This window comes from Saccharopolyspora sp. NPDC002376, assembly GCF_053593195.1.
The window spans coordinates 1-17,240 of record NZ_JBSFBZ010000079.1 but is presented as its reverse complement, the minus strand read 5'-3'; the positions used below and the strand labels follow the sequence as shown (position 1 = coordinate 17,240).

17 protein-coding genes are annotated in these 17,240 nt (G+C 67.4%); 9 read left to right on the top strand and 8 right to left on the bottom strand.

The features are described 5' to 3' along the window. The first annotated feature begins 25 nt into the window (after window positions 1-25). Together ACWCO2_RS33480 and ACWCO2_RS33475 are read left to right on the top strand one after the other, a co-directional pair. Window positions 26-952: an oxygenase MpaB family protein gene (locus tag ACWCO2_RS33480; RefSeq protein ID WP_450131804.1), complete on the top strand. Its 927-nt coding sequence runs from the start codon at window positions 26-28 to the stop codon at window positions 950-952. Between the two features lie 125 nt (window positions 953-1,077). Continuing rightward, window positions 1,078-2,091, top strand: a complete 1,014-nt coding sequence (locus ACWCO2_RS33475; protein ID WP_450131803.1) for a PQQ-dependent sugar dehydrogenase — start codon at window positions 1,078-1,080, stop codon at window positions 2,089-2,091. 78 nt (window positions 2,092-2,169) lie between these two features. Here the strand turns inward: ACWCO2_RS33475 and ACWCO2_RS33470 are convergent, their stop codons facing one another. Further along, window positions 2,170-2,907, bottom strand: a complete 738-nt coding sequence (locus ACWCO2_RS33470; RefSeq protein ID WP_450131802.1) for an SDR family NAD(P)-dependent oxidoreductase — start codon at window positions 2,905-2,907, stop codon at window positions 2,170-2,172. A gap of 532 nt (window positions 2,908-3,439) precedes the next feature. On the opposite strand from ACWCO2_RS33470, the gene ACWCO2_RS33465 reads away from it, so the two are divergent. After that, complete coding sequence (locus ACWCO2_RS33465; protein WP_450131801.1) at window positions 3,440-3,751, top strand: hypothetical protein; 312 nt, start codon at window positions 3,440-3,442, stop codon at window positions 3,749-3,751. 99 nt (window positions 3,752-3,850) lie between these two features. Here the strand turns inward: ACWCO2_RS33465 and ACWCO2_RS33460 are convergent, their stop codons facing one another. The 6 genes from ACWCO2_RS33460 to ACWCO2_RS33435 all read right to left on the bottom strand — a co-directional run bounded on the left by ACWCO2_RS33460 (window position 3,851) and on the right by ACWCO2_RS33435 (window position 10,270). After that, window positions 3,851-4,594, bottom strand: coding sequence for a ThuA domain-containing protein (locus ACWCO2_RS33460; RefSeq protein ID WP_450131800.1), 744 nt, complete (start codon window positions 4,592-4,594; stop codon window positions 3,851-3,853). Continuing rightward, a complete protein-coding gene (locus tag ACWCO2_RS33455; RefSeq protein ID WP_450131799.1) occupies window positions 4,591-5,670 on the bottom strand; it encodes a Gfo/Idh/MocA family protein in 1,080 nt (359 codons plus the stop codon). Before ACWCO2_RS33455 ends, ACWCO2_RS33460 begins: the two co-directional genes overlap by 4 nt. Before the next feature lie 138 nt (window positions 5,671-5,808). After that, entirely contained in the window at window positions 5,809-6,690 is an 882-nt protein-coding gene (locus tag ACWCO2_RS33450) for a carbohydrate ABC transporter permease (protein WP_450131798.1), read from the bottom strand. A 37-nt stretch (window positions 6,691-6,727) separates the two neighbouring features. Next, window positions 6,728-7,654, bottom strand: coding sequence for a carbohydrate ABC transporter permease (locus tag ACWCO2_RS33445; RefSeq protein ID WP_450131797.1), 927 nt, complete (start codon window positions 7,652-7,654; stop codon window positions 6,728-6,730). Further along, window positions 7,654-8,940, bottom strand: a complete 1,287-nt coding sequence (locus tag ACWCO2_RS33440) for an ABC transporter substrate-binding protein (RefSeq protein WP_450131796.1) — start codon at window positions 8,938-8,940, stop codon at window positions 7,654-7,656. Before ACWCO2_RS33440 ends, ACWCO2_RS33445 begins: the two co-directional genes overlap by 1 nt. Window positions 8,941-9,046: 106 nt before the next feature. After that, on the bottom strand, window positions 9,047-10,270 hold the full coding sequence (locus ACWCO2_RS33435; protein WP_450131795.1) for an ROK family protein: 1,224 nt from the start codon (window positions 10,268-10,270) through the stop codon (window positions 9,047-9,049). A gap of 154 nt (window positions 10,271-10,424) precedes the next feature. Here ACWCO2_RS33435 and ACWCO2_RS33430 point away from each other — a divergent pair, with 154 nt between their 5' ends. Continuing rightward, complete coding sequence (locus tag ACWCO2_RS33430; protein ID WP_450131794.1) at window positions 10,425-11,555, top strand: Gfo/Idh/MocA family protein; 1,131 nt, start codon at window positions 10,425-10,427, stop codon at window positions 11,553-11,555. Window positions 11,556-11,557: 2 nt separating this feature from the next. After that, on the top strand, window positions 11,558-12,478 hold the full coding sequence (locus ACWCO2_RS33425) for a sugar phosphate isomerase/epimerase family protein (RefSeq protein WP_450131793.1): 921 nt from the start codon (window positions 11,558-11,560) through the stop codon (window positions 12,476-12,478). A gap of 101 nt (window positions 12,479-12,579) precedes the next feature. Here ACWCO2_RS33425 and ACWCO2_RS33420 read toward each other — a convergent pair whose 3' ends face one another. Further along, complete coding sequence (locus ACWCO2_RS33420) at window positions 12,580-13,317, bottom strand: IclR family transcriptional regulator (protein WP_450131821.1); 738 nt, start codon at window positions 13,315-13,317, stop codon at window positions 12,580-12,582. A 126-nt stretch (window positions 13,318-13,443) separates the two neighbouring features. On the opposite strand from ACWCO2_RS33420, the gene ACWCO2_RS33415 reads away from it, so the two are divergent. The 4 genes from ACWCO2_RS33415 to ACWCO2_RS33400 all read left to right on the top strand — a co-directional run bounded on the left by ACWCO2_RS33415 (window position 13,444) and on the right by ACWCO2_RS33400 (window position 17,111). Next, window positions 13,444-14,781: an SLC13 family permease gene (locus ACWCO2_RS33415; RefSeq protein ID WP_450131792.1), complete on the top strand. Its 1,338-nt coding sequence runs from the start codon at window positions 13,444-13,446 to the stop codon at window positions 14,779-14,781. Further along, window positions 14,778-16,229, top strand: a complete 1,452-nt coding sequence (locus ACWCO2_RS33410; protein ID WP_450131820.1) for an acyl-CoA synthetase — start codon at window positions 14,778-14,780, stop codon at window positions 16,227-16,229. The genes ACWCO2_RS33415 and ACWCO2_RS33410 overlap by 4 nt, the downstream gene beginning before the upstream one ends. Before the next feature lie 64 nt (window positions 16,230-16,293). Continuing rightward, window positions 16,294-16,692: a PaaI family thioesterase gene (locus ACWCO2_RS33405; RefSeq protein ID WP_450131791.1), complete on the top strand. Its 399-nt coding sequence runs from the start codon at window positions 16,294-16,296 to the stop codon at window positions 16,690-16,692. A gap of 215 nt (window positions 16,693-16,907) precedes the next feature. Continuing rightward, window positions 16,908-17,111: a LapA family protein gene (locus tag ACWCO2_RS33400; RefSeq protein ID WP_450131819.1), complete on the top strand. Its 204-nt coding sequence runs from the start codon at window positions 16,908-16,910 to the stop codon at window positions 17,109-17,111. Window positions 17,112-17,240 lie beyond the last annotated feature (129 nt).

The following is a 17,240-nucleotide window of genomic DNA, read 5'->3' as shown; positions in this document are numbered from 1 at the left end:
GTCCTCACATTTGGAGGGAGCGCCGATGTCGAAGCCGACACCGCTCGGTCCGGACTCGCTCATGTGGCGCTACTTCGGGGACTGGCGCGGGCTGCTGCTCGCGCTGTGGGCCGGGTCGATGCAGAACATGCACCCCCAATTGGGCGCGGGCGTCGAAGAGCACTCGCAGTTCTTCGATGAGCGCTGGGAACGGCTCTACCGGTCGCTGTACCCGATCGGCGGCGTGGTCTACGACGGTCCGCGCGCAGAGCAGACCGCTCGGCAAGTGCGCGGGTACCACGACACGATCAAGGGCGTCGACAAGCACGGACGGCCCTACCACGCGCTCAACCCGGACACCTACTTCTGGGCGCACTCGACGTTCCTGGTGATGCCGATCCTGATCAACGAGCACTTCGGCGAACCGCTCAGCGAGGAGCAGAAGACGCAGGTCTACGCCGAGGGCGTGCAGTGGTACCGGCTGTACGGGATGAGCATGCGCCCGGTGCCGCCGGACTGGCCGAGCTTCCAGCGGTACTGGGACCGCATGTGCCGCGAGGTCCTGGAGGACAACAAAGCGACCCGCGACGTCCTGGACCTCTCGCGGATCGGCAAGCCCCCCACGCTGCGGTGGCTGCCGGAACCGGTGTGGAAGCTCGCGCGCATCCCGATCAGCCGCGGATTCACCTGGCTCACCGTCGGCCTTTACGACCAGGCCATCAGGGACAAGCTCGGCTACCGCTGGACCGCGCGTGACGAGCGGATCATGCGCGTCGTCGGCCGAGCGCTCGCCGTCGCCTGGCGTCTGGTGCCGTTTGAGCGGCGCTACCACCCGCGCGCCCGAGCAGCATGGCGCCGCGTGCGCGGCAAGGTCCCGGCCGATGCGCCCCTGGTGGAAACCCCGCCCCGCAACCTCCCGCCGCCGGATCGCCGTGACGACCCCAAGCACTACTCGCCCGCGCAGGCTGGCTGACGCCGGTTGCCTTCTGCTGGCGGTATGCGCCGGAGTCTGCGCGTGCTGGGATCACCAGTGGTGATCCGCCGCCTCGCCACGGAATTCGCGCGCGCTCCTGCGCTCGCGAGGGGAGGAGGTCGTTGATGATCCGTCGCACGTGCGCGATCGTCGCCGCGCTCATGTTGGCCCTCGCCCCGGCCGCCGCTGCGGCCGAGGCCAAGCCGGTGGCCAAGAACCTGGACATCCCGTGGGGACTGGCGTTCCTGCCCGACGGCTCGGCGCTGTTCACCCAGCGCGACACCGGGCAGATCATGTCCCTCAAGGACGGCCAGGTCGTCGAGGTGCAGAAGATCGACGAGTCGGAACCGACCGGTGGCGAGGGCGGGCTGCTGGGCCTGGCCGTGTCACCGGACTTCGAGTCCGACCAGACCGTGTTCGTCTACTACAGCACCAGCGAGGACAACCGGATCGCCAAGCTGCGCCTCGGTGAAGCCCCGCAACCGATCCTGACCGGCATCGCGAAGAACCGCTACCACAACGGCGGTCGGCTGGCCTTCGGCCCGGACGGCATGCTCTACGCCACCACCGGCGACGCTCAGGACAAGGGCAACGCGCAGGACCAGAACTCGCTCAACGGCAAGATCCTGCGCATGACCCCCGACGGAAAACCCGCACCGGACAACCCGTTCGGCGATTCGGTGGTCTACTCGATCGGTCACCGCAATCCGCAAGGCCTCGGCTGGGACGGCGCGGGCCGGCTTTACTCGTCGGAACTGGGCGACGCCACCTGGGACGAGGTCAACCTGATCGAGGGCGGCAAGAACTACGGCTGGCCCGAGTGCGAAGGCAAGTGCGACAACGACGAATACGTGGATCCGTTGGTTACCTGGTCGGTCAAGGACTCCTCGCCCAGTGGCCTGGCGGTACACGGCGACAACCTCTTCGTCGCGGCCCTGCGCGGCCAACGCCTCTGGCAGATCCCGCTCAACGGCGACGGTACGCTCGGCGAGCCCAAGGCGTTGTTCCAAGGTGAGTACGGCCGCCTCCGAACCCCGGTCTCAGCCCCGGACGGCACCCTCTGGGTGACGACCTCGAACCAGGACAACAACGGAGAACCAGGCCCCGACGACGACCAAATCCTCAGCATCACCCCGTAAAACCCAAGCGAAGGGCCCTTTCTGCCGAACACGTCGGCAGAAAGGGCCCTCGCTGCGGAGCCTGGACGACGAAGCGGGTCAGCGGAGGTTGAGGCCTCTGTCGAGCATGATCACTTCGCCGGTCAGGTACGTGCTGGCGCAGATGGAGGCGACCAGGTCGGTGACGTCGGACGGCTGGGCCGGGCGTCGCATCGGGGCTTTCTCATTCCACAGGTCGTGGGCTTCGGTCCAGTCCTGCGTCATGGGCGTGTCGACCAGGCCGGGAGCGACCGCGTTCACCCGGATCTCCGGTGCCAGCGCCGCTGCCAGCAGCTTGGTCACGTGGTTGAGCGCTGCTTTGCTCGCGGCGTAGGGGATCGACGATCCCTTCGGGCGAACGCCGGCGTGGCTGGTGATGTTCACGATGCTGCCGCTGCCTGGCTGAGTGGACGCGCGAAGTGCCGGTTGCGCTGCCGTGCACAGCACCCACGGGGCGATGAGGTTGACCTCGAGCAAGCGCCGCCAGTCCGATGTGGTCGCGGCGGACAGATCGGCGTGCGGAATCGGCCAGCTGATTCCCGCGTTGTTGACCAGCACGTCGAGTCGTCCGCAGTGGGCGAGTGCGCGCTCGACGAGTTGCTCGCTCTCGTGCTCGTCGGCGAGATCAGCCTGCACGTAGATGCTGTTGAGCTCCCGCGCCAGGCGCAGCCCAGCGTCCTGACTGGTCTGCGGTTGCGCCACGACGAGAGCTCCGTCGGCGGCGAAGCGACGTGCGATCGCCTCGCCGATTCCCGACGTCGAACCAGTGACAAGCGCAACCAGCTGCTCGGTGCTCATAAGACGATGTTGTCCGAGCGCCGAAAGCAGCCGTCCTCCCGGCCGCGCCGGGCGTACGCACGTTGGTGCTTGGGCACGGTGTCACCTCCAGGCTTGCTAAGTTGCGGGGCCTGCCGTGTCGTAAACCGACGAAAACGGCGGGCCTCGCCGTCAGTGAGTGGGAGAGAACCTCGGCGATCTCCGCCATCGACAGGTAGTCGCTCGCCAGCTCGATCCCGTGGAATCGCTCCGGTTCGGTGATGGCCGCTGCGGCTGCACTGCCGATGTCGTCCACTGCAGCGAGGGATAGGTGAGTCTCCGGCTTCAGCACGCTCATCAGCCCGCCCTCGATTGGCACGCGACGGTCCACATCGGACATGGCCGAGCAGGAATGCGTGCGGCCGATCGCTGTGCTGCGGTGAGCGGTTCGTCGGTGATGCTGTCCAGGTAGGCCAGGGCCGGTTCAGCGGTGGGGATGGCCAGGTCGCACGGGTAGCGCTCGACGGCGACGGCGGTGAAGTGCTGCGCGACGAGGCCGGGGCCGGATTCTGCGGTGAAACTGCTGCAGATCGGTGGCGGCGCACTGCTTGATGGCAATGCCGGGGACGGCACGCAGGTGCTCGCACATCACGGGGGAGAAGTCGGTCAAGGTCAGGTCGCGTCCCCGTACGAGGTGAGCGGTACGGGTCCACAGCTCGCCGGTGCCCGCGCCGACCTCCAGGGCGGTTATGTCCAGCGGGAGTCGTTCACCGAGCCAGGAGAACCATTCCTGGGGATTGGTGCCGTAGGCGTGCAGCGCGATGCGCGCGATGCGCGCGGTGAGCTTGTCGCTCGTGGTCGCGTACTGGCTGACGGCATGAGCTGACGGTGTGGAGGGCACCCCTCGCTCGCAGGGCGCGTGTCGACTGTGCTGCCGGTCGGCGGGAACGGGGAAGGGCACCTTTCGTCGAAGGTGCCCTTCGGATCAGTCTTCCAAGTACCAGTCGCGGGGTGGGTTGGAGACCTTCGGTATGGTGCGGTTGGCTTTGGGTTGGGCTGCCCAGCGGATTCCGTTGGCCAGGACGTGCTTGATCTCCGGTTGGTTGTAGACCGGGTAGCGCTCGTCTCCTGGGCTGAAGTAGAAGATTCGGCCCTTGCCGCGGTTGAAGGTGACTCCGGAGCGGAAGACCTCGCCGCCGGTGAAGGAGCTGATGAAGATCAGTTCGTCCGGGGCCGGGATGTCGAAGAACTCGCCGTAGGTCTCCTGCTCCGGGATCACCAGCGGGTTGGGCACGCCCTCGGCGATCGGGTGCGTCGGGTTCACCGTCCACACCACCTCGCGTTCCGCCGCGTTTCGCCAGCTCAGCGAGCAGGTGGTGCCGAGCATGCGGGTGAAGATCTTCGAGAAGTGCCCAGAGTGCAGGACCAGCAGTCCCATGCCACCGAGCACGTGCTGCTGCACCTGGTCCACGACCGCGTCGTCGACCTGGTCGTGCGCCTTGTGGCCCCACCAGAGCAGGACGTCGGTGTCGGCCAGCACCTCCTCGGAAAGTCCGTGCTCTGGGTCGCTGAGCAGCGCGGTGCGCACCCTTGAGTCCGGCAGCTGCTCGCTGATCCCGGCTGCGAGGGCGCCGTGGATGCCGTTGGGGTAGTACTCGTCCATCCCGGCAGGGTCCTTTGTGGACTCGTGGACGCCTTCGTTCCAAACGGTGATGCGCAGCTTGCTCATTCGACCGTGACCTCTCGCTTCTCGGCGGCGGACTGGTAGCAGGCGTCGATGACCCGTGCTCGTTTCAGGGCCAGGGAGCCGTCGTTGGTGGGCCACTGGGCCGGGTTGCGGAGGGTGTGGACGAAGTTCTCCACCACCCCGGCATGTGCGCGGCCGGGTTCGGCTGTGGGCTGGTAGTCGGCGATCTCGCCGTCCACGTCGCGGTACACGTGCATGTCGCCGACCAGCGTGTTCGTCGCGCCGACGGCCTCGAGCTCTGCGCCGCCGTCGGTGCCGAGGACGCTGAAGTCGATCAGGTCATCGGGGCTGCGGAACGCCGCCCAGGAGGTCTCCAGCACCAGCGTGCCGCCGCCCTCCAAGCGCACGAACGCTGACGCGAAGTCCTCCACCTCGTACTCCGAGACGCTCTGGTCGGCCGTTTCCCGCTTCATCCCGCCGATTCCGCGATGTCCGAGTTCCGAGTAGGTGACCGCGCTGACCGACAGGACGCGCGGCTCGCCGAGCAGGTAGAGCGCGTAGTCCAGCACGTGCACGCCGATGTCGGCCAGCGGTCCGCCGCCGGACATCTCCTGGTTGGTGAACCAGCTGCCCAGCAGCGGGATGCCGCGACGGCGCATCCACGACGCCTTCGCGTAGTACGGCCGACCCACCTCGCCTCGCTGAATGATCTCGCCGAGCGCCTGGATGTCACCGCGCAGCCGGTGGTTGAACACCACGTCCAGCACCCGACCCGCGGAGCGAGCCGCATCGACCATCTGCTCGCCCTCAACCGCGTTGCGGGACAAGGGTTTCTCGCTGAGCACGTGCAGTCCGCGCTTGAGCGCGGCGATGGCGATCGGCGCGTGCAGGAACGTCGGCACCGCGATGCTGATCGCGTCGAGATCGGGGACTTCGAGCAACTTCTCCCAGTTCTCGAACAGCATCGGCGCCCCGTACTGCTCGCCGAGCGAGCGCAGCAGCTCCGGTTCCTTGCCCGCGATCGCGACGATCTCGACATCCGGCAGGTCGTGGTAGGCGGCCAGGTGCTGCTGGCCCGCCCAACCGATACCGACTACGCCGACCCGGATCGGACTCATGAATACGGTCTCCTTTCGGGAGCTTTCCGCTTTCTTGCCCTGATCTCGTCATACATGAGTCGGGGATCCCGGAGATCAGACGGCGTCTGAGGCTCCGCCACCCGCGCCGCCATGCAAGATGAGTGGGATAGTCACTTTTCAACCTTTGATCGCGCCGGTCGTCAGGCCAGCCACGATGCGTTTCTGGAAGACCAGCACTAGCAGCAGCAGTGGCAGGGTGACGATCACCGAGGCCGCGCTGATGGTGCCGATCGGTTGGTCGAACTCGTTGGTGCCGTTGAAGAACGCGATGGCCACCGGCACGGTGCGGGTGGTCGGGGTGGAGGTCAGCGCGACCGCGAGCAGGAACTCGTTCCATACCGAGATGAACACCAGGATCGCGGTGGTGGCGATGCCCGGCACCGCCAGCGGCAGGATCACCTTGCGGAATGCCTGGAACGGGGTGGCCCCGTCGATCAGCGCGGATTCCTCCAGCTCGAAGGGGATTTCGCGGAAGAACGAGGTGAGCACGAAGATCGCCATCGGCAGCGCGAAGGTGAGCTTCGGGATGATCAGCCCGAGCAGCGTGTCGTAGATGCCCAGATCGCTCCAGATCTTGAACATCGGGGCCGCGATCGCGATGACCGGGAACGTGGTCACCGACAGCACGGCGCCGAGGATCAGGCCTTTGCGCGGGAGCTTGAGCCGGGCCAGCGCGTGGGCGGCGAACGACGCCAGTAGCAGGGCCAGTGATGTGGTGACGACTCCGACGATGACGGAATTGCCCAGTGCGGTCAGAAATTTCCCGTCCTGCAGGACGTCGACGTAGTTCTGCAGCGACGGTGCGGTGGGGAACAGGCTGCCCGACGACAGCTCGACGCCGGTCTTCAGCGAGGTGTTGATCAGCCAGTAGAACGGCACCAGCGAAGCCAGCATCACCAGCACGGCGAAGACCAGCGTCAGCGGTCGCGGCCGGTCTCGGCGACTCATCGGTGCAGGCGTCGATGTGGTGGTCGAGGCGGGGACGAGGACAGTGGTCATCAGAGCTCCATTTCCTCGCGGGCCGGGGGAGTGCTGCTCATCGGCCGTCCTTCGCCACGTCGCGGATGTTGCCGCCGGCGAAGCGGATGTAGACCAGGGACACCACCATCACGGTGGCGAAGGTCAGGATGGACAGCGCCGAGCCGGGGCCGATCAGCCGTCCCTCGCGCAACTCCTGGTAGGCGAGCATGGACATGGTCTCGGTGCCGCTGGCGCCCTTGGTCAGCACGAACGGCAGGTCGAAGATGCGCAGCGCGTCCAGCAGCCGGAAGATCGCGGCCAGCGCTATCGCCGGGCGCAGCAGCGGCAGCGTGACCCGCCAGAAGGTCTGCCAGCGACTCGAGCCGTCCAGGTCGGCGGCCTCGTAGACGTCGGGCGGGATGACCTGCAGTCCGGCCAGCACGAGCAGCGCCACGAACGGCGCGGTCTTCCACACGTCGGCGACGATGATCACGGTCATCGCGTAGCCGGGTTCGGCCAGCCACACGTGCTCGCCGCCGGGCAGGCCCAGGGTGTTCAGCACCCCGGTCACCAGCCCGAGGTTGGAGTCGAACATCGCCTGCCAGGTGATCGCCGAGACCACGGTCAGCACGGCGTAGGGGACCAGCAGCGTGGATCGCAGCAACCCCCGCCCGCGGAAGGCCATGTTCAGCAGCAGTGCCATCGCGACGCCGAGCACGATCTCCAGCGCCACCGACACGATCGCGAAGAACAACGTCTGGCGGAACGCCTCCCACCACTCCGGCGAGGTCAGCGCGTTCCAGTAGTTGGTCAGCCCCACGAAGTAGGACAGGTCCGCCTGCCGGACGCTGTAGACGTTCAGCGACAGCCACACCGCGTAGCCGATCGGCACTGCGGCCACCAGGAACATCACCACCAGCGCGGGCGAGACCATCCACACCGCGGTGCGCCGCTGCTGCTGGTCGATCCGGCGGCGCTGCCGGGGCGGGGTCGTCGTGGTCATCAGAAGGTCTCCTGCGCGGTCCGGATGTCCTCGGTCATCTTCCGCACGCCCGAATCGACGTCGGTCTGCCCGGAGACCACCTGGTAGACGTTGCGGTAGATGGCTCGGGACAGCTGCGCGTACACCGGTGATTTCGGGCGCGGTTTGGCGCTGAGCACCGACTGCTTGAGCTGGGTGATGAACGGCAGTTCGGCGCGCACCTGCGGGTCGTCGTAGGTCGCAGCGTGCACCGGGGCCTGTGAGTGCTCCAGCACCATGGTCTTCTGGAACTCGGCGCTGGCGGCGTAGTCGATCAGCGCCACCGCACCGGCGGGGTTGTCCGCCTTGGCGGCGACGGCGAGGTTCCAGCCGCCCAGCACCGCCGCCGGCTTGCTGTGCTCGTCGAAGGCGGGGAGCGGAGCCACCGCGGTGCCCGGCCCGGAACCGGTCTCCTTGATCTGGGTGAACGCACTCGGCCACTGGCGGAGGTATCCGGCGTTGCCGGATTCGTAGGCCCGCCGCGAGGCGTCCTCCTCGTAGGTCAGGCTCGCCCGGTCGACGGCCTTGGAGTCCAGACCGGAGGTCATCATCCGCAGCACGGCGCGGGTCTGCGGGGAGTCGACGGTGACGTTGCCGTCCTCGTCGATCACCGAACCGCCCGCGGAGTAGAGCATTTCGAGGAAGTTCACGGTCAGGCCCTCGTAGCGCTTGGCCTGCATCTCCACCTTGTGCTGCGGGTCGGTCGCGGCGTTGGCGTAGACCTGGGACCAGGTAGTCGGCGGCGGTACCCGGTCCTGGCGGTAGAACAGCAGGCCCGCGTTGGTGTAGAGCGGAACCGCCCAGTAGCGGTTGTCGTAGCGCGCAGTTTCCAATGTGGACGGTATGAGTTCGGTGCGGTGCTGCTCGACCAGGCGGCTGTGGTCCTGGACCCAGCCCTGCGCGGCCCATTCGCTGACCCAGGTCACGTCCATCAGGTAGATGTCGCAGCCGCGGGAACCGCCCTCGAGGCGCTGGATGGCCTGGGTTCGCGTCGCGTCGGTGTCCTGCCCGAGCTCGTGGTAGTGCGCGGTGACCCCGGTGTTCTTGGCGTTGAACGAATCCGTGAGCTTCGTGTAGGTCCCGTTGTCCCGGATGCCGCAGATCGTCACGTCACCGCTGGCGCCGTTGGCGCTCGCAGGATCCAGCCCGGGCGTCTGGGGCGCGTGCTCGCCGACCGGTCCGGTGGCCGGGGGACTGATGCAGCTCGTGAGGGTGATCGCTGCGGTGGTGGCTATCACGGCCCAGACCGGGGCGCGTTTCGACTGCATGGTCTCTCCGCTTCGCAGGTCCGTCGGCGGCGGCCGGACAGCACCCGGTCACCGGTCGAACTGCGGCGTGAGACGATCAAATGGTTAGCCGTGCGCCCGCGGCATGTCAAGGCATCTCTTGCAGCAGACCGCGGATTCCGTCGGCGGAGAGCACGTTTTCGATCCCGGCCACCACCGCGCCGGCGAGGCCCGCGGAGCGGCCCAGCGTGCTGTTGGCCAGCGACAGGTGGCGGGTCGCCAGCGGCAGGGCGCGGCGGTAGACGACGCTGCGGATCCCGGCGAGCAGGTCGTCGCCGACTGCGGTGATGAGGCCGCCCAGGACGATCCGCTTCGGGTTGTAGAAGTGCACCAGCATGGCCACGACCTCGCCGATCGTCGCCGCCGCAGTGCGAACCTGTCGCACTGCGGTGGCATCGCCGTCGCGCAGCAGCTGGGCCAGGTCTTCCACGTTGCGCGGTCCGCCGTCCTCGGTGCGCAGCGCGCGCAGCACGGCGTCGGCGGAGGCGACGGCCTCGACGCAGCCGACGTTGCCGCACTGGCAGACCACGTCGTCGGCGCCCGGTACCCGGATGTGCCCGATGTCGCCGGCCGCGCCGTCGGAACCGCGGTGCAGCTCGCCGCTGGCCGAGACGATGCCGCCGCCGATTCCGGTGCCGACCTTGAGGAACAGCAGGGGAGATCCCTCGACCGGCAGCGCGCGGGCCTCGCCGAGCGCCATCAGGTTGACGTCGTTGTCCACCGAGGCGGTGCAGGAGAACCGGTCAGCCATCGCATCGGCGACCGGGAAGCCGTCCCAGCCGGGCATGATCGGCGGTCGCACCGGCATGCCCAGCTTCGAATCCACCGGGCCGGGTAAGCCCATCACCAGCGCTTTCACCTTCTCTGGTGGCATCTCGGCGTCGGCGAGCAGCTTGCGCAGGTGGTCGGTGAGCACGTCCAGCGAGCGCTCCGGGCCGACGGAGATCTCCAGCTCGACCTCGCTCTCGGCGAGTACGTCCTGACCGAGGTCGGCGACCGCGAGGCGGGTGCTGTGCACGCCGACGTCGGCGGCCAGCACGACTCCGGCGCGTGGTGCGATCGCGAGCCTGTGCGCCGGACGGCCCCGACCACCGCTGCCGACCGGACCGCGTTCGACCACGACACCGGCCGTGATCAGCGCATCCAGATGACTGTGCACAGTGGACCGCGATAGGCCGGTGGTGCGCACCAGATCGCCCCTGCTCTCCGCAGCGCCCGAGGCGATCAGCCGCGCGAGACTGCTGTGCACCAGGCTGTCGTTGGCCCGTCCGGACGTCCTCGGCACCGCCAAGCGGACCGGTTCCCACCCCATCGTCGTGCTCCTGAGTCCTCGCTGATTTATGACTGAGAAGAAAATAAATGGTAGATCTTGCCGACGTAAAGGAGGAGATCTAGCTTTGACGTCGACACAATTCGGGCGTGAGACACCCGTAGCAGTCAACCGATCCGACTGAAGGAGGCTCCTCGTGAGCCCTGGACCGTCCGGTCGCGGCGTGGCCATCTTGGGCGCCGGGGTGATCGGCGAGGTGCACCGCCGTGCGGCACTGCTTGCCGGCGCTGAAGTGGTCGGCGTGCTGGCGTCCTCGGCGCAACGGTCGAACGAAGTGGCCGCGAGCTGGGGAGCGTCGGCGTACCGCGACCTCTCCGACGTGCTGGCCGACGACCGCGTCGACGTCGTGCACGTGTGCACTCCCAACGCCACCCACGCGCCGTTCGCCGAAGCCGCGTTGCGCGCGGGCAAGCACGTGATTTGCGAGAAGCCGCTGGGGATTTCGCTCGCCGAGGCCGAACGCATGGCTGCCGCGGCCCGCTCGAGCGGTCTAGTGACGGCGGTGCCGTTCGTCTACCGCTACCACCCGGTGGTGCGGGAGATCCGGGCACGCCGCCTGGCGGGTGAGTTCGGCGCGTGGAACCTGTTGCACGGCAGCTACTTGCAGGACTGGATGCTCCCGCCGGACGCCTCCAGCTGGCGCGTCGACCCGGAGCTGGGCGGTGCGTCGCGGGCGTTCGCCGACATCGGTTCGCACTGGTGCGACCTGGTCGAGTGGGTGTCGGGGGAGACGTTCAGCGACCTGCTCGCAGAGCTGAGCATCGCGATCCCGACGCGTCCGGCTTCGACTGGGCCTACGTTCGCCGGGCCCACCGAGGTTTCCGGCGACCGGGTCGAGGTGCGCACCGAGGACTCGGCCGCGCTGCTGCTGCGCACGGCCTCCGGTGTGCTGGGGTCGGCGACGATCTCGCAGGTCGCGGCCGGGCGGAAGAACCGGTTGTGGTTCGAGCTCGACGGTGCCCTGGGCAGCGCGGCGTTCGACCAGGAGGAGCCGGAGCGGATCTGGCTCGGCGGTACCGACGGAAACCGCATCCTGGTCCGCGACCCCGAACACGGATCGCCCGAGCAACGCCGGCTTTCGAAGCTCCCGGCCGGGCACGCGCAGGGCTACGCCCAGTGCTTCGAGGCGTTCGTCGCGGACACCTACGCCGCGATCGACGGAGCCAGCCCGGAAGGCCTGCCCACGTTCGAGGACGGCCTCCGCTCGGCCCGGCTGGTCGACGCCGTCCTCCGCTCAGCCCGCAACGGATCCTGGACGAAGGTGTGACCATGCAGCTCGGAATGCTCACCGCGTGCCTCCCGCAGTGGACGTTGGACCGGATCGCCAGCTGGGCCGCGCAGGTCGGCTACGAAGCGTTGGAGGTGGCGGTCTGGCCCGGCACCGGCGGCCGCGACTTCGAAGCCGCGCACCTGCCGGTCGCCGCCTTCGGCCCGCGCGAGGTCGAGGAAACCTTGGCGCTGTTCGACAAGCACGGTTTGACGTTGTCGGCGTTGGCCTACTACGAGAACCACTTGCACCCGGATCCGGTGCGGCGCGAGGAGATCCGCACCCACCTGCGGCACGCGATCGACGCCGCGCACGCGCTCGGCGTGCCTTATGTCGGCACGTTCATCGGTCGCGACTGGACGAAGTCGGTCGCCGACAACCTCGCCGAGGCCGAGCGGATCTTCCCGGAGTTGGTGGACTACGCGGGCGAGCGCGACGTGAAGCTCATCATCGAGAACTGCGTGATGGAGGGCTGGCACCCGGACGGCTACCCGGGCAACCTCGCCTACTCGCCCGAGCTGTGGGAGTGGATGTTCGACCTCGGCCTGTACCTGAACTGGGACCCCTCGCACCTGACCTGGATCGGCATCGACCCGGTGGAGACCATCGCCCCCTACATCGACCGCATCGTCCACGCCCAGGCCAAGGACGTCGAACTAGACCCGAGCGCCCGGCAGCGCTACGGCTTCCACGGCAAGGTCAACAAGGACGGAAACCCTTGGGACATGGGCTGGTGGCGCTACCGAGTCCCAGGCCTCGGCCAGGTCGACTGGACCCGCGTCGTGGACCGCCTCTACGAACACGGCTTCACCGGAACCCTCTCGGTGGAGCACGAAGACCCCGTCTGGGGCGGCACCGACGACCGAATCACCCAAGGCCTCGACATCGCCCACCGAACCCTCCGCCCCCTGATCGTCGGCTGACCCGGCATCGACGATCGATACCCGCGTTCGAGCCTCGTCGCGCGATCGGCACCGACGGAAGCCGCACCCTGGTCCGCGACCCCGACACGGATCGCTCGCTGCTAAGGCGTGTGCACGGCTCCCAGCCGAGTGCTGATCTGTGCGGCTGCCTCGCGCACCATCGGGCCGAGCGCGTCGAACCGTTCGGGCGTGATCCGAATGCTCGGCCCCGATATCGAGATCGCGCCCACCGGCTGGTGTCGAGCGTTGAGCAGCGCGGCGCCCAGCGAGTTGATCCCAGTGCTCAAACCACCGATGTTGCGGGAATATCCGTCTTCCCTGGTTCTCTCCAGCGCTTCGCGCACGAGCGCGGGATCGGTCATCGACTCGGGGGTGTCCGCCACGAGCTCGCCGTCGAGATAAGTGTCGATGAACTCGTTCGTCGATGCGGCGAGGAAGGCCAGCCCCGTCGCTGAGCTGTGCAGCCGGGCTCTGGCGCCGAGCGGCAGGAAGGCTCGAAGTGGGTGCGCGGTGTCCAACCGCTCGATGAGCACCAGGTCGTTTCGGCCTGGAGCGCACAGGTGAATCGTCTCCGTTGTCGACAACTGCAGCTCGCTCATCACTGGTAGCGCGACCTCGCGGAGGGACTCCTTGGAGTCCTTACCGCACACCGCCATCGCGTGATAGCTGATCGACCACCGCACGGGTGTGGTGTCGGAAGGCCTGATCCAGCCGACGTCTTGCAGCGTCAGCAGACATCGCTGGGTGGTGCTCTTGGGCAGCTCGGTGGCCCTCGCCACCTCCGAAAGTCCAACGGGCTGGGCCTCTGCGACCGCTTCGAGAACCCGGAATGCCGACACAACGCTGTTCGTGACAGACACTTGCGCGCCTTCCTGAGAGTGAACTAGCTTACAGCACGTGGTCCACGCTGGAGCACAGTGTGCCGCACAGTGGACCGATAGGCAAGGCCCTAGGAGGTTGAGCTCGTGGCGCAATCGATCGCTTTCGGGGTTTTCGTCCTCGCGTTCGCCGTCGCGGCGATGCGGAACGTGAACATCGGAATCGTGCTGTTCCCGGCCGCGTGCGCGGTCGGTCTCGGTTTAGCGGACATGGCCTTGGACGATGTCATCGCCGGATTCCCGCTGAGCATCCTCGTTCTGCTGGTGGGCGTGACGTACTTCTTCGGCATCGCGCACAGCAACGGCACCATCCAGTGGCTCGTCGATACAGCGCTGGCCAGAGTCGGCGACCGGGACCGCCTGCTACCGCTGACGTTCTTCGTCCTCACCGCCACGATCTCCGCCATGGGCGCGCCTTTGGGTGGCTTGGTGACCGTTCCGATCGGCATGAGCGTGGCCCACGAGCGCAAGATCGATCCGATGCTCATGGGGTTGGCGATGGGAACCGGCCTGAGCGCGGGAGCGTTCGCGCCGACGAGCTTGTTCGGCATCATCACCACCGGTACGGCCGCGGAAGCCGGCATCGCGATCAGCCCCGCGTTGTTGTTCGGTGTCGCGCTGCTGGTGAATCTCGTGTTGCTCGCGGGCGCCTACGTGCTGTTCGGCAAGGAGCGTCAGCAGGCATCGCACGAACACGAGCCGGAGCAGCGCGCCGCGCACGTCGGTCCCGCGCTGTCGCAGTACGGCCAATCCACGTTGACCGCCGACATCCGAGCTGGGGCGGACATCGTGAAGCGGTCGCGGCCCACCCTCGTGCAGCTCGTGACCTTGGCTGCCATCGGAATCCTGATCATCCTCACGATCGTCATCGCGCTGCTCGGCGGCGAGCCCGACATCGGAGTGCTGTGCTTCGGCCTCGGAGCTGGCCTGGCGTTGATGGAGCCGTCAGCAGCCAAGAAGGCGATGACACGGATCGATTGGGGCTCAGTGCTTCTCGTCGGCGGGATCATCACCTACGTCGGTGTGCTCTCCGAGATGGGTGTGTTCGATGCGCTAGGAGAACACGCGGCCCACGTGGGGGTGCCATTGCTGGCTGCGCTCCTGCTCTGCGTGGTCGCCGGGTTGGTATCGGCATTCGCATCGACCACGGGCATGCTGGCTGCTCTCGTTCCGCTGGCGCTCCCGCTGATCGCTAACGGTGGAGTTCCGGGGTGGGCTCTGATTTGTGCCATCGGGCTATGCGCATCGATCGTCGATGTGTCGCCGTTCTCGACCGTGGGAGCGAGTCTCGTGGCATCGACGGTCGACGACACCCAGCGCCCTCGAATGACCCGCTTGCTCACCTGGTGGGGCATGTCCCTGGTCGTCATCGGCCCGGTCGTGCTGACACTCTTCCTGATTCTTCCGGGAAAGGCCTTCACATGACGCGGCTGCTCGCAGATCTGCTCACCCACCCTCTGGTCGATCCGGGCCGCACTGCGGTGACCATCGATGGTGAAAGCCTCACGCGAGCGGAGTTGGTCGCCGCCGCCGGCAGTTTTGCGCAGTCACTGCCAGAGGGCAGTGGCCCGATCGCGATCCAGGCCGATCGATCACTGCGAACTGTCGTCGCCGTCGTCGGATGCATCGCAGCCGGCGTGCCGTTCGTGCCGATCGCGCCGGATGCGGGTGTCGCCGAACGTGAACACGTGCTGACCGACTCAGGGGCGACGTACTTCGTGGGTGACTCCGCACCCCCAACGTTGACCGCTCTACCTGTCGATCTCGTCGGCGCCGTCCACCCTGTCGATCCGCTACCTCGGCCGCCCGATGCCGAAACCGCCGCGATCCTCTACACGTCGGGTACTACCGGTGTCCCCAAGGGAGTGCTCATCAGCCGCTCGGCGATCGCCTCCGGGGTGGAAGCTCTGGCCGAAGCCTGGCAGTGGACCGCGGCGGACGCGGTCGCTCATGGACTTCCGCTGTTTCACGCGCACGGCCTGATCCTCGGCGTGCTCGGTTCCCTGCACATCGGTTCCCCTTTCGTGCACACGGGAAGCCCCACCCCTGCCAACTACGCATCCGTCGGAGCAACGATATTCTTCGGGGTGCCGACGATCTGGAATCGAATCGCCAACGATCCCGAGTCCGCCCGGGCTCTGCGCGATGCGCGGTTGCTGATCTCCGGCAGCGCGCCCCTGTCGGTCCAGACCTTCGAACGCATCCGTGGGCTCACCGGGCACACGCTCATCGAGCGGTACGGGATGACCGAGACGCTGATCGCTCTCAGCACGCGCGCCGATGGCGAACGCAGACCGGGCTGGGTCGGTGTTCCGTTGAGCGGCTACACCACTCGACTTCGGACTGAAACCGGCGACGTGGTGCCGGCCGACGGAGAATCCGTGGGACGACTAGAAGTTCAGGGCCCCTCCCTGTTCGACGGCTACCTCGGACGACCAACAGCAACCGACGAGTCCTGGACAGAGGACGGATGGTTCATCACAGGTGACCTCGCGGTCGTCGACGAACAGGGCTTCCACCGCATCGTCGGCCGTGAGTCGGTCGATCTGATCAAATCCGGGGGCTACCGGATCGGTGCGGGCGAAGTCGAAGAATGCCTGCGCAACGTCACCGGTGTCGGCGAAGCGGTCGTCGTCGGCGTACCTGACGACGACCTGGGCCAACGCATCGTCGCTTTCGTCATCATCGACAACCCCGGCGGCGAAGTCGCGCCGACCAGCCACTTCGGCGATCAGCTCATCGCTCACGTCGCTGACGAGCTGTCATGGCACAAGCGCCCCAGGGAGATCCGCTTCGTTGAGGAGTTTCCCCGCACCCCGCTGGGCAAGGTGCAGAAGAAGCTCCTCCTCGACGAAATCACGAGCGTGCTTTGACCGTTGCCGGGACCTGGGGCGGCGCAGCCCCGCTGAACGAGGCGATCAGGAGAGAGCGAACACGATGACTCACACTCAGCCGGTTGATCCCTACGCGCACCACCTCGGGATCGCCGTCACTGGTCACGGCGGCGGTCGTGCCGAAGCGACCGTGACGGTGTCCCCGGGCCATCTCAACCCCCACGGAACGGCACACGGGGCGTTCATCGTCACCGTGGCAGGGGCTGCGCTGGCAGCCGCGGCAAACGACGCCGAGCACAGCGGGGTGGTCAGTGCCATCCACATCGACTACCTCCGCCCCGCCTGCCTCGGAGACCACTTGATCGCTGTCGCGCGAGTGGCCGAACGGCTGCCCAAAGAGGACATCTTCGAAATCCGGGTCACCGACGACGAGGACAACATCGTCGCTCGAGTCTCGGGAAGGGCGAACCGGCGGTTTCGATCATCTGAAACTGGGGTCTGAGGCCAGGCACGCCGCCCTTCACTTGCCACCCGATCGGGGGACCGGTCGGCGTGCTCGGGGAGCCTGGGAGGCTGGCGTTGATGATGATCCGCATGGTTGACAACGGTGCGGACAGGGACGAGGGCGTTGGTGGTGCCGGGACGCGGGCCGACGAGGAGCGGCTGGCGCGGACCTGAACCGGTGGGATCTGGGTTTCCGTCGTCGTCGCGGTGGTCATGCTGGTCTTCCTGCTCGTCTTCATCGTGCAGAACTCCGACAGCGTGACCGTGCACTTCCTGTGGATGGCGGGGAACCTGCCGCTGGGTGTGGCGATGATCTTCGCGGTGCTCGCCGGCGCCCTGCTGGTCGCGCTGGTCGGCACCGCGCGAATCCTCCAGCTGCGCCGCTCCGCCAAGCACCGCGCCCGCCGGACCAAGTGAGGTCGTGAGTGCGCAGCAGTGTTCGAACACTGCTGCGCGATCCCGGCGTGCTCGTCGTCGGCGGGGATCTCATCGGCCAGGGCCCCGCGTTGACGCATGCCCTCCCCGAGGACCATGTCCGCGTGGTTC